This is a genomic window from Shewanella sp. MMG014 (assembly GCF_018100775.1).
In the GTDB taxonomy this organism is placed as follows: Bacteria; Pseudomonadota; Gammaproteobacteria; order Enterobacterales; family Shewanellaceae; genus Shewanella; species Shewanella japonica.
In genome coordinates this window covers 43,161-56,716 of sequence record NZ_JAGJDZ010000017.1, presented here as the reverse complement: position 1 = coordinate 56,716, position 13,556 = coordinate 43,161, and the positions used below count along the sequence as shown (strand labels likewise).

At 43.3% G+C, this 13,556-nt stretch carries 9 protein-coding genes; all 9 read right to left on the bottom strand.

The window, feature by feature from the left end; all coding sequences use genetic code 11:
- Window positions 1–150, bottom strand: a 150-nt coding sequence (tssD, locus tag J8L86_RS20215) for a type VI secretion system tube protein TssD (protein WP_211031401.1), incomplete at its 3' end; no start/stop codon positions are given.
- Window positions 151–366: 216 nt separating this feature from the next.
- Complete coding sequence (locus tag J8L86_RS20210) at window positions 367–1,566, bottom strand: type VI secretion system ImpA family N-terminal domain-containing protein (RefSeq protein WP_211031398.1); 1,200 nt, start codon at window positions 1,564–1,566, stop codon at window positions 367–369.
- 70 nt (window positions 1,567–1,636) lie between these two features.
- Window positions 1,637–5,200, bottom strand: coding sequence for a type VI secretion system membrane subunit TssM (tssM, locus tag J8L86_RS20205; protein ID WP_211031397.1), 3,564 nt, complete (start codon window positions 5,198–5,200; stop codon window positions 1,637–1,639).
- A gap of 17 nt (window positions 5,201–5,217) precedes the next feature.
- Entirely contained in the window at window positions 5,218–6,621 is a 1,404-nt protein-coding gene (gene tssA, locus J8L86_RS20200) for a type VI secretion system protein TssA (RefSeq protein WP_211031396.1), read from the bottom strand.
- Between the two features lie 4 nt (window positions 6,622–6,625).
- Complete coding sequence (gene vasI, locus J8L86_RS20195) at window positions 6,626–7,228, bottom strand: type VI secretion system-associated protein VasI (protein WP_211031395.1); 603 nt, start codon at window positions 7,226–7,228, stop codon at window positions 6,626–6,628.
- A gap of 38 nt (window positions 7,229–7,266) precedes the next feature.
- Window positions 7,267–8,829, bottom strand: a complete 1,563-nt coding sequence (locus J8L86_RS21340; RefSeq protein WP_211031394.1) for a sigma 54-interacting transcriptional regulator — start codon at window positions 8,827–8,829, stop codon at window positions 7,267–7,269.
- Complete coding sequence (tssH, locus tag J8L86_RS20185; RefSeq protein ID WP_211031393.1) at window positions 8,829–11,423, bottom strand: type VI secretion system ATPase TssH; 2,595 nt, start codon at window positions 11,421–11,423, stop codon at window positions 8,829–8,831. Before tssH ends, J8L86_RS21340 begins: the two co-directional genes overlap by 1 nt.
- A gap of 9 nt (window positions 11,424–11,432) precedes the next feature.
- Window positions 11,433–12,218: a type IVB secretion system protein IcmH/DotU gene (gene icmH / locus J8L86_RS20180; RefSeq protein WP_211031392.1), complete on the bottom strand. Its 786-nt coding sequence runs from the start codon at window positions 12,216–12,218 to the stop codon at window positions 11,433–11,435.
- Between the two features lie 2 nt (window positions 12,219–12,220).
- Window positions 12,221–13,555: a type VI secretion system baseplate subunit TssK gene (gene tssK, locus J8L86_RS20175; protein WP_211031391.1), complete on the bottom strand. Its 1,335-nt coding sequence runs from the start codon at window positions 13,553–13,555 to the stop codon at window positions 12,221–12,223.
- Window position 13,556 lies beyond the last annotated feature (1 nt).

Genomic DNA, 13,556 nt, shown 5'->3' with positions numbered 1-13,556 from the left:
TACAGTCACGATATGGTCAAACTCTTGAACCATCATTTCGTCTTCGTGGCCTTCGACAAAAATGTCACCTACAGAATCAGCAGTAAAGGCGCCCGCAGTGATATCGCCCTGAGTTTGCCCTTTTATTGAGATATAACATGGTGTTGGCATGGATAATTCCTATTAAATAAGTCATGATTAAAATGGGTTTTATGATAAACCTAGCATTAATTAGCTAGTTTTATGCCAACTTTTAAGTAACTGATTTCAATAGGTAATATTATTATTGATTCTAACGAGGCAATAAATGGCCCAGAACTGAGCAATAAGTGGCCCAGCAAGCAATAAATGGCCCTGCTGGACTTTTAGTAGAAGTAATACGAGAGTTCATCTCCCCCCATCAGGAGATAAACCGCCACTATTGTATTGAGAACTGAGCTCTAATGACTGTGTGTCAGACTCGGTTAACATTTGATTATGCAGTTGCTGGACAAGCAAAGTTCTTTTAATTAACAATGCCTTAATATGACTATCTAACTGGTTGAGTTCAGCTTTAGCTCTACCATATTCCTTACTATCTAACAGGTCACCAATGTAATAAGCTCTCCCTAAAATGGGCGATAAACTACTGGCATATTGAGCAATAGATTGGGCTTCCTGTTTCACTTTATCTCGAGTATCTGGCAAAGCCTGCGAAAGTAACCTTAGATTAGCCATACTGGTTCTAACATTAGTAAACCTCTGATAATTTTTATCTAACTCAACCAGTAAGTTCACCTGCTCTGGATAGATTGAAATTAGGGGTTCCCCCTGCGCTAAACTAAACACCTGATCTATACGCTGTGCAATCGATGTCTCAAGCTCTTTTTCAGGCTCTTGATACAGCCATAACGGTAATTTTTCACTCACCTGCTGATGATAGGCCACTGACAAATAACTACTTAACAGACTACAAATAATAATTAAGCTACTCAGAGTCCATAAAAGCCAACGTGTATTTTTTACCTTTACTGGTGCGGTATTTAAAGTCGTGCTAGCCATCCCCCCCACTTTATTGGTTTCAAGAAGATCGATTTTTTCGAAAATCAAATAGCCGAGAGCATCTAAATTAGGCACTTGTTGGGGTTGCTTTTGAGTGATCAACTCAAATAATTTCTGACATGCATGTTCACAGCGATACCATTCTCGTACATTCGATGATGTGACCGCCATCTTCTTTATTTCAGGGGTCACCTTGGTCACAGCCCAGTTGATGATCTCAGATACTTTTTCATTGGGTAGTTGAGTTAACTCAGAGGAGAAGGAGATGACCGACAACATCAAATCTAAGCCCGAAGCAAGACCTGACACCCCTCGCGTTTTCGAAGCTGCCGTAACGAAATAGGCTGAGGTTAAAAGATCGGCTCCTAATCCCGATGAAATTTGCAGGGCCAGTTGATACACCTTCTCCCAATCAGTTCCACCGCTCAGTGGGTTATTGCGTCGATTGATCTCGACTCTCATTTGCTGATAAGCACTGCTATTCCTAAGCTCTGTTAGTTCAGATGCAAGATTAAAACAGTTTAGTTTGTGACTCGTGTTGTCCATTTAAGTATCACCAACAAGGTATAGTGTTGTTTTTATTTACGTAAAACAGGGGAAGCTCCCCTGTCATCAATTAATACAAGGTTTTTGGGATCTCAAAACTACTAAGTAGTTTGCTAGTAAATGGATTTACATTATCTCGCGTACGTAGGCGGTAGGTGACATCACCTTTATCGACTTCAAACTGATAATCAACACTGGTTGAACTGCTACCGGACATTCTTGCGCTATCTAATAAGCGGAAAAATGCCCAAGGGCCTTCGAACACAATCGAACGTGGAGATGCATTTGTTTCACTTGGTACCAAAGTTAATTTACTGACCGTAGAGTCTCGTAAAGTATTTGGCCATACCAAATCGATACCTCGTTTAGGGCCGTGAGTATACTCAACGTACTGACCATCAATATTCATCACACTTCGACGTTTATTTGGACTCATCTGCAATGCCTCCAACGAGAACTCCACATCCAAGTTTCCTTTTGGATTAAAGAAGGCTTTCTGGATCTGTTGTGCCTGTTTGAGTGATTGAAGTACATCGCTACGCACAAGATTTGAATCCCCTTTGCTAAATTGGTTTAGTGCATCAAAGTTCTCTTCAAGAAACATCTTCATCTGATCGTTATAGAAACGACTTAACGTGCCTTCGGGACCAAAAAAACTTTGGAAATCACCGATAGAGACCTGTTTTGTTGATGTAGGATTAAATGGATAACGCGAAGCTAAGTTTTGTTGATAATCCTGATAGACCTCATTATACCAACGCACCTCTAAGTGTTTAATGGCACTTTGTAGTACCACTTTCCAGCTTTCACTCGCTAGTTTACCGACCATGGTATCCATAGGTTTTGGCAAACTGGCAGAGATCCTTTCCAGAGCATAGATAGGATCGGCATCATTAAGCGTCAGACGCTCCTGAGCCGCTTTAAGCGCCGCTTTACCAACATCTGGTGCATCTTGAATAGACTTAAGATAAGCATGTAAACGCCCCACAGACTCCATCACCTCATCCAAATAAACAGGTTGAGTTCCATCACTCTTAGTTAATTGATTTAACTCTGTGAAATCACCATCAATTTTGGCAGCTATCTGATACTGAGGCGTCTCAATGATCTCAGCCATAGCACTGGCATCATCTGGCATCGATGGGAAAAGCTCAGTATTCCTGGTTAGATTATCTAAAATACGATTCACAGGACGATTGCTAATGGCAAAATTATCAATCACTAATACAGCATGATTAATGTCTGTGAAATCCTTTAATTCAAAGTCGTTTAGCGCCTTACGCCAAGATGACTGATAATCTAACGTGTATTGGTTAATGATCTTATTACGTAAACTTATCTTATCTGCATCACTAAAGTCCGTTGACTCAGATTGACCAAGTACCCAGCTATCAATCAAGGCAAGATCGGCAATGGAATCAGATTGAGGGATAAAGTAACGCTCGAAACCTTGCTTACTCAGTAGACGTGGTATCTTCATCGCATTCGGTGCATTTTCATCACTCACTCTTTGCTCAAAAACCAATTCATAAGCAGGACCAGTTGCCAGCTTAAGATCAAGCGCACTACCCAGTTGTGAAGAAGCTGATTGCTTAAGCTGGCGATATACCCGCTGCTCTATGGGCAGACTGCTTAACTCTCTTTGGTTTTTTGCGATCAAGTGATCATAAGGTCGTAATTTATTTTCCGCTTCCACAACTCCATCGTCTCGCATCGCCTGAAGGTCGGTATGTTGCAGTGCGTATTCAAGGTGCTCCATCAACTGAGTTTGCAAAACCCTATCCCCTTCATAGGATGTTTGCCATACTTGGGTGAAGTAGGCTTTCACAAAATCATCATGACGTCCGCTTTTATCGACCATCATTCGAAACACTCTCAGCATAGCCAGCTTCTCATTGCTAGTGGTGGGAGCATAAGACATATCTGTTGCTACCTGCTTTAGCAGTGCAGGCAAATAACGATAGGAGAGCAGGTTCAAATAGGTCTCTTCAACTTTCGGACCTATGGTGTGACCCTGATAAAGACCAAAGTCAGAGATTAATTTAGGTTTTTCACGGAAAAAGCCAAACTCTAACGTAGCCGTTCGTATGGTATTAAGCGGTGGAATAATACTCTTACCGAGTTGATCAAAGCTTGTTTGATCGTTTAGCTCATTAAACTCAGTCACCTTATTCAAAACAGCATCAGCTTGCTGGCTGTTTTGTAAGTAGTAGCGATGCCAAGTACCCACTAGCAGGACAGAAGCGATTGAGCAAGCAACGAAGGAGAGCAACATTAGATGCCTTTTCTGCTTTGCGACTTTAAAGTTATCAGAAGCTAAACCGGCCTCAGGGTAGATGATCTTCTGAAACAGGGTATGAATAAAGTATGGCGTTGAATTATCACTTTTTTGTGCGCTGTTTATTGATTCTCTAAGTCCATAGCGACGAGAAGCACTATCCACATAAGCATTAGTCGGCACCCCTTGTTGGTATACAGAGGTAAAATAGACGCCTCGTACCAGTGCAGAGGTTGAGAACTGATCACTTGCCAATGCGTCAGCAAAAAACTCCTGAAGTACTTGATGAGCGCCAGCGACTTGCCTAACAAAACTGTAGATGGCCGCCCGCTCCTCTTTATCACGACACTGAAGCAGCGCACGCGGAAGGTGGGCATTAATTCGGCTGATAAAGTTAGTATAATCTTCATTAAACTCTTCAAGCCAACTATCAAGATCATTGACAGAGTTTAGTGAAAAGGTGAACCCCATGATCTCATCACGCTCTGCCTGATTGTAGTGTCGGAAAAATGGTTCAAAACCCAGTAAAAGATCAAGTTTAGTCAAGGTGATATAAACAGGAAGGCGAGTTGATAGGATTTCCATCAACTCGCGTAAACGGGCACGCATTAGGTGAGCATAGGCTTTACGATCAGATGTCGGTGCACTCACCATATTCGCCATATCTAGTGCCAAGACAACCCCATTTAATGGACGACGGCTACGTGTTTTATCGAGCCATTCGACAAAATGCATCCAGAGTCGCTTGCTCATTTCACCGTTGTTGCTTCCCTCTACCATTCTTTGGGTTAAAAGCTCTCCATCAGGATCAATTAATACCGCATCATCACTGATCCACCAATCAAATGAGTAAGGATTCTCAGTTTTCTTACCCGATGCTCTCATCACAGAAGAGAATACAAACTTTTGACCAGAACGGTTAATTAGACTGGTTTTACCCGCATTTTCTACCCCGAATACAAGATACCAAGGAAGTGCATAAAGATAATTTCGTGTATTAAGGCTCTCCTTAAGCCCCAACATCACATCATTAAGTTCAATCTCCTGACGCTCCACCATGCCAATGATGGGGTCGTCTTTTAACTGCTGTGACTTCTCATTATCGACATTGTATTGTTTTAGCTTTCGCCACTGGAACCAACCCCAAATGGTAAAACAGGACAAAGAGAAAATAATAGTAGCGATCAGTCTTGAGATAACATTCGACAGGGGTTTACTTTCATCAATCACAAGCCAAGGGCCTGCCCACCAGATCCCCACATTGATCAAAACAAAAATGGCAGCTAACAAAATAGGCAAAGCCGATTTTAGTTCCGGTAATAGCTTAATAAAAAAAGTTTTGAGCTTAGACCACATATACTTATTTCCTGTACTTAATCCAAATTTGCTTTTTGTTTTAATCGAGCCATCAAGGTTGGCTCCCAATCAGCTAACACCATATGATTCGCTTGTTGATACAAGACTTGATAATCTACCGTAGCCATCGCTGATAATTGATGACTCTGTTTTAGATCAGCACCCAGCAGACGTAGATAAAATGCATCTCTTGGCTCCGATGATTGCTGTAGATGTTCATTCAAACTGGCAAAAGCAACCGATAAGCCACCCGATTCTGCCAGCTCAACCACCTCAGCCCTTTTTTGCTCAACTCCCTGTCCGTTCCCTTCAAAACTGTTGCGTTCGTAACCTTCATCTAACCAAGTTCGAGTCTCGGCATTGGCAAAAGGAATGCCGCCTTTAAATGACATCATCAGTAATTTAGGCAGACGCCCAACAAAGGCAGCAGTGTCTTCATGAATCGCCTTAGCCCACTCAAATTGCCCAAGCGCCATGGCAATTTGGGCACTTAAGTGGTGTCCATCGAGCCAAAAAGGGCTTAACGTCAGGCTCAACTCAACACGCCTAAGCAGCGCCATATCCGCCCCTTTCTCTAGCTGACTTTCATACTCACTGACCCTGTCCGCCGCAATCGGCATCAAACTGGTTTCACCTGCTGCATTGGCATTTTCTGGCACGCCGTTTACAGATGACCAAGTGGCAAATCGACGGACCCGCAGGCTTAGCCCTGTTCCCGTTTCAAACTCAGAGATAAAATCAGCCACTTTAAGTAAGGTTTGCTTGGTCGCTTTATCGTTGCTCGAATCTATTTCTAACTTTGGTGCGTTCCTGTTTACCGCCTCTTCAGCAGGCTCACAGGCTGTATTCTGCTTTGTTGCTGATACTCTGGTTTCATTTTGCTCTAACTGCCTAGTTAGTCTTGTCTGTAATGAGGAGAGCACTTCTGTAGGCAACTCCAATTTCTCAGCCGAACCCAGTAAGCTGGTTAAGCGACTAAGCAGCAACTCTTTACTTTGTGGCTCACAAAACTGCGTATCAATACCTTCGCCAGACTTTACTGTTCTCTGAATAATCTGGGAGAAGTACTTTCGACGAGGTAGTACGCCTCGCTCCCCTTGAGCGGGGTAGCAAGTCAACCAATACTCCTTCATGAAAATATCTAAAACACCAAGAGATAAACTAAATCGCTCAAGAGTGGCTTGGTATTGAAGACACTGCATTAAATAGCTGATGAGCTTTAAATCTTTAGTACGAGTCTCCAATAGTGAGAGCACAGCGGTTTCCACCTCTCCCCACTGAACCTCTGCATGTGAGAGAGACCCAACCTTCATCAATTGACCTTCGACAAAATCAAACAAAGCATCGTCAAAAAGTCGTTCTCCGACAGGATTATCTCCAACGATGGGGTTCGCTATCTTTTCAATATATTGATGTGTCATATAGTTACCAGCGGCATGCTTTTTGTAACGGCTTAATGGCTTGCTTTAAACCCGTTGCGTCAAACTGCAAGTCATTGAAGCTTGCATTATCAGAGCTGAGCGTGAACTCTTTAACTAAAAGCATCTTCTTCATCAGGTGAATGGCAGGAACACCGCGCCCCGTTCTGAACACTAACCCCGAATTATCACTGACCCATAACTCTCCTTGAGAACTTGGCTTGTTCATCGCCACATATATCGAGCCTTCCGCGATCTCTTCAGATACCACAAGCTCAACACGGCTAATCTCATCAATGCAACTCAGCATTAGGACAGGCCTTGGAGGAAGTGCTCCTATAGCCGTTGCAGTTAGCCATACATTGTTAGAATTATCTTCTTGTTGCCCTAATATAAAGTGTGTTTCTCCTTGTCTATTTGCTTCGCTAGCATCAGCCCTAACCCTCTCAGCAACGCGAGCTTCCTCGCTACCTTGAATTGCGTCAACAGCGATAGGCGTCATAAAAGCTTGGTCAAAACAGTAAAGTCGCTCTAGCTTACTTTTAATCTGCACGCACGCTTTGGGGCCGCTCAATTGCTGGGGCGATGCATAACAACTAGCTGCTGTCATTAGCAATCCAAACAGCAGCCATCCATTACCCTGTGACATTATTCATTTATCTCCAGCTTTAAACATTTATGAGAAAACGTTCTTTTAGGTAGACTTAAACTCATTGCAGCTTTAGTTCGGTCCCCCTTAAATCGATTGATTCGAGTGCGAATAACGTTACGTTCAAACTGTGCAACAGCCTCTTTCAAATCTCCAATATCTGCATATTCATGACCTTCAAGCTCACTAACATTTGAGGCAATTGAGGAATTACAGTTTGACTCATCTAACGTGGGCAAAGCATTAACATCGATTTCCCCCTTATGAACCGTAAGCGCACACGCATAATCAACAATATTTCTTAATTCTCGTACATTACCTGGGTAGTGATAGCTTGTTAATTTCGATAAAGCTTCATACCGAATACCAGTTATTTGCGCTTGATGATGACGATTAAAACATCCTATGAAATGGCGGATAAGTTGCGGCAAATCGCCAAGCCTTGCCTTTAGTACTGGCACAGTGACGGGGAACTGATTTAAGCGATAGTAAAGATCACGCCTAAACTCTCCAGCATTCACTCTCTCTTTTAAGTTAACGTGAGTCGCTGCAACTAAGCGAAAATCTGAGTGAAGTTCTGTTGCACCGCCGACTGCACGAAAATGACCAGACTCAAGTACCCTAAGCAATTTAGATTGCAAACTTAGCGGCATATCCCCTATCTCATCGAGAAAAAGCGTCCCTTTGGCAGCTTGGGCGATCAAGCCAATTTTCTTGTTATTTGCCCCAGAAAACGCGCCCTTCTCATAACCAAAGAGCTCAGATTCAAGCAAATTTTCAGGAATAGCCGCACAGTTGATGGCAATAAATGGCGCTTTATGACGGGAAGAGTAATCATGAACCGCTTTAGCCACTAACTCTTTGCCAGTTCCCGTTTCCCCCTGTACAAGCACAGATAACACAGTGCCTGCACCACGTAAGATATCCTTACGAAGCTTATCCATCTGACTTGACTTACCTACCAGCGCACCAGACAAACGAGTAAGATTGGTTTGCAGTGTCATCTCATCACGTATCTCCGCGATCGAGTCCGTCAATTGGCTGGCTTGTCCAGTTTGATCCGCCACAGAGGTTAACCACTGCCAGTGCCGTATAAAGACTTCACTATATTGCTGCCAATCTTGCCTCTGAAGTAAACAGAGGCTTGAGTCAAGTGCAAAACAGAGCACGCCTAATAGCTGACAATTTTGCTTAAGAGGATAGAGAAGCAAACTGTGCTCTTTTTCAATACCAGAGATAAAAGCAGCAAACTGAGGGTTATCATGCCAATAGGCCAAACTGTAATAGTCCAGCATCATTGGCTTTGCTATTTGCAATACGTGAGCAAATGGATGCTGAAAATCTGTAACATTCCAGCTGACTTGCTCGTCCACCTTTAGTCGACCTGTTGATGTCGTTTTTGCTAGATGCAGATAGCGCCCATCAACGGAGGGGGTTAGCAAGAGAATGTCACATAAATCTAACTCCCCCATTAAAGTCTGCATAAATTGCTCAATCAAATCATCCACCAGCTTACACTCAAGTAAGGTGGATGTTTGCTGTAGCCACTGCGCCGTGCTCACTAGCTCACCTCTCCGATAAACTCACCATCAACACAAGCTAGTCGGATGCTGTGCACAGGTTCTTTATCTGCTAATTTATTGAGCAGAGCCAATGCAATAGGAGGTAACATCTGACCATCAATAATAGCCTCTAGCATACGCGCACCATTTTCAGTACGGGTTGTACGTCTGATGATCTCATCCGTAAGCGCTTGCTCACAGCTCACCTGTGCTTTATACCTAAGCTCAAGTCGTTGGGTCAGCGCTGCTAACTTGGCAGCAATAATTTCACGCAGCACCTTTTCGCCTAATGGGAGGTAGGGAACAACTTCCATGCGAGCAAGCAGTGCTGGCTTAAAAAATGCCGAGAGCTCAGGGTAGAGGCTGTTTTCAATCAACTCTGGTGTTTGTGCATTAGCAACAATCGTTTGATAACCTAAGTTGGAGGTCAAAAAGAAGAGAATATTTTGACAATCGATAAGACGTCCTTCGCCATCAGCAAGCTCGCCTTTATCGAATGCTTGATAAAAAAGGTTCAACACATCGGGGTGCGCCTTCTCAACTTCATCGAGCAATACAATAGAGTAAGGCATTTTACGAATGGATTCGGTTAATACACCTCCTTCACCAAATCCAACGTATCCTGGAGGTGAGCCAATTAATCGAGATACCGTGTGCTTCTCTTGATATTCGGACATATTGATTGTCGTTAGAAACTGTTTGCCGCCATAGAGCTGCTCAGCAATTTGTATCACAGTCTCGGTTTTACCCACACCACTTGGACCAACTAGCAAAAATGCGCCTTTGGGGCGACCAGCTCTACGCAGATCGGCTCTTGCTGTCAGCATATTTTGGTGCAGACGAGAGATGGCAATATCTTGCCCTTTTAATGACTCTCCAAGCAACTGTGGCAGATGAGTGATTTTATGCAGCTCATCGCTGTTCATTTGCTCCACAGGAACACCGGTCCAATCGGCGATCACTGCCGCAATTTGCTCTTCATCCACCTGGGGAATAACTAAGCGATTCTTGGCACTAAGTCGTTCAAGTTGCGCCTCAACGTCATTAAGTTCAATACACAACTCTTGTGGCACATCATTAGCTGTAAAACTTGCTAATATCGCACTTCTCAGCTCAATGATTTTTGAGACAAGTTCCTGTTGCTGCCTCCAAGTCGACTCTAATGATTGATGCTCCGACATTGCATCACTCACCCTCTTACTTAACAATTCAAGATGCTCGTCATCAATACTCTGACCTATGGTTCTCTGTCTCAATAACAATGAGATCTCAACTTCTGTCTGATGAATAATGCCTTGCAGCTCTGCAAGATATCGAGGTGGAGAGGTAAGATTAATGGCAATGCGCGCGCATGCAGTATCGAGCACATCGATGGCTTTATCTGGCAGTTGTCGTCCAGAAAGGTAACGACTTGATAGATGCGCAGCAGCTTTCAACGCGCAATCTTGGATCAAAACTTTATGTTCAGACTCGTACACACCATGTAGGCCACGCAGTATCACAACCGCTTGTTCGGCGCTAGGTTCATCCAATTTTACCAACTGAAAACGACGAGTGAGCGCGGGATCTTTTTCAAAATATTTCTTGTACTCTTTCCACGTCGTTGCACCAATTGTGCGTAACTCACCCCGTGCCAAGGCAGGTTTAAGTAGGTTAGCGGCATCGCCTCCTCCCTCTTGATTGCCAGCACCGATTAAGGTGTGTGCTTCATCGATAAAAAGAATAATGGGAATAGCTGAGTTTTTAACTTCGTCAATCACCCCTTTTAAGCGCTTTTCAAACTCCCCTTTCACCGATGCACCAGCTTGAAGTAAACCTAAATCCAGCGACAGTAGTTGCACTCCTTTTAAGGAGTCAGGCACATTACCAGCAACAATACGCAGCGCCAGTCCTTCTACCACTGCGCTTTTACCCACGCCAGCATCACCGACAACGATAGGATTGTTTTTACGGCGACGACATAGAATATCAATCATCAGGTTGATCTCATTGTCGCGGCACAGCACTGGGTCTAACTCACCATCCTCTGCAAATTGAGTAAAGTTGGTGGTGAATTTATCTAATGCACTGTTGGCACTATCTTGGGCAGGCTGACGACCAGTAGAGGCTTCTCTCGCTTTCGATTCTGAAGAGCTAGCTGTTAATTTTGCGAAATTTCTACGCCAGGATTCTCGGTTAATATCAGCGAAGAAATTAACAAGCTCAAAAGAAAGGTAACGGCTGGATTGCATTAATGCTGCAAGAAAAAGGCTACCAGATCTTAGTTTAGTTTCTTGTAATTCAGTGGTGGACAATAACCAAGCATCTTGCAATAACTCCACCAAAAGTGGAGAAAATGATGGGTAAGTATCTAAGGTAGTCCTAGTTGGTAAACTACTCCCTAAAAGTGTTTTTAGCTCACTAATATCACACTCAGTTTGCTTAAGCAGCACTCTCACATCGGATAGCGGGTTTTCTAACAAACAATAAAGAAGGTGAGATAGGGTTATTTCTTCATTCTGTCTAGCGATACACAATGAAGCCGCCTCCTCCATAGCAAGTTTGCTGATTGGATTTAACTTAGTAATAAGCGTACTTAATTCAATACGGATCATAAAACGTCCTTAATTCAAGATCTGAAACAATTGGTCCAACACACCCGCTGATTTATTGGCTAGCGATATAGAATAGAAGGTAAAGATCACCGTTAGCATCGCAAAAAAACCAGCAAATATGGTCCAGATAGGCATCTGTCTTCCAATTTGAAATTTGGTATTGACCACATGTTCAGTTGCATTGGATAGCAACTCAGGCTCTTCATCCCTAAGGTGCCTCAAAGTTTCATAGAGTCCGTTAACGATTTTGTCGAATTCTTCTCGACCATTAACCACCACTCTGTAACGCCCTTCAAATCCTAAGCAGAGACAAAGATAAATAAACTCAAGCAGCTCCCGGTAGCTTGCAGGCTCTGCCTCGAGGCGCTGGAGAATACTAAACACTTTCTCCCCCCCCCAGGTTTCATTATGAAAACGGGTCAACAATGAGTGCTCAGCCCAGACACTGTCGACTCCCCAAGGGGTATTCATCACTGCTTCGTCGATAAATGAACAAAGCACGTATCGGTACGCTAAGGTAATCGCCCGATCAAAGCCTGACTCAATCAGCTCAGCTTCAATAGCCATAATGTCATCAACCGTATTGTGATAAAGTTTTTGAACATCATCTAACACTGCTAACTTTCGCACTCTAAAGACCATGCCCATAAGTGGAGATGCAGCATCAATAAGTTGATTAATATTGTCGCCACGTAACTGAAACCAATATTCTTTGTCGGCATCTATATTTCTCACTTCATCGAACAAAACATCATCGAGTTGTTGCTCTGTCAAATGTTGTTTTTGTGGTTTCATTTCTAGCTCCTTATCGCCCAAAACTGCAATTCCAGTTCAGGAAACTCACCAGCAACATGGAAGGCAAATCCAGTCGAGTGTTGCAACATCCCCCAAGATGGGCTTGTCTTATCAAGCTGGAAATAGGTATAACCTACATGATATGGCAACTGTCTTGGTGCCACAGGTAGTGGAGTTAAGCCGACACCAGGAAGTTGTAATGAAATCAACTCACGGATCTTCTCAACGGAAGCAATCTTAGTTTGCTGTAAAAAGAGTTTTTTAAGTTCCTCTAAAGGCAACTTAGCGCGAACAGCTAATATGAAATCAGCCTCTTTGATTAAGTCAGGATCTTGTACTGGCGCAACCATCAATCCGTACTTACGTTTCTGAAGCTGCAAGGACACCGCTTTGGGTTCAAGTACGATACTTAATGATTGACGCAACATATTCATCAGTTGGCCAAATGAGGTGATCGGCATATCATGATCGTAAGGTTTAAATATTGGCGCCATTCGACTGTCATCAGTAAATGAGAACAGCTCTCCACAAATACTCACCAATGTCTGATATAGCGTCTCTGGATGCAGGCTCTTCAGTTGTGAAAGGTGCTGCAGTACTGGCTGCACCCGATTTAGAGCTTGTAACAGCATAAAATCTGATACATCAGCGACGCCACCTTGACTTGGCGAGCCAATTCTAACCGAAATATTTTTTGCTCTCTCTCGCATCATTCCTGCCATCTCACCAATAAACCGATGTAGAAACGGCACACCTAGTACATTGTAATGACAAGGAATAAAGTTAGGATCCAGTACCACACTTCCATCTGGACGTTTTTCCAATATTTTAGCTATCGCCACCGAGGAGTAGGCACTGCGATCCTCTTTTTCAAACATCAACTTCATCTGCACAGGGCTTACATCTATCGTAGAAAAATCCCCTTGCTCACTATGGATATCACGGACTTCATGACGATGTATTACAAAGCGTGTATTACTCGATGAAGTATTCTCAGTAACTTCAGTTATCGAGTCGCTACGCAGTGACAGTGCTAGATACACGATCTGGTTAGCCAATGAACCATCGACCACCTCCAAAGCTGCAGGTAAAACGTCCTCTTGGGGAATATTAAATACCGTTCCATCTGGCATCACACCTTTAGCTCGTTGTATAGCAATTCGACCAAATCCAAGATACTCAGGGTTTAGCTCCAGCAGTGAAATACCGTATAGGTAACTATTAACCGAGGCCATTCGTTCATCGGTAACATACTCAAAATAACGTTGTTGCTGCTGAAAATGTTGTGGTTTGATAAATAAACCTTCAGCCCAAATTACTCTATTTCTTGACGACATA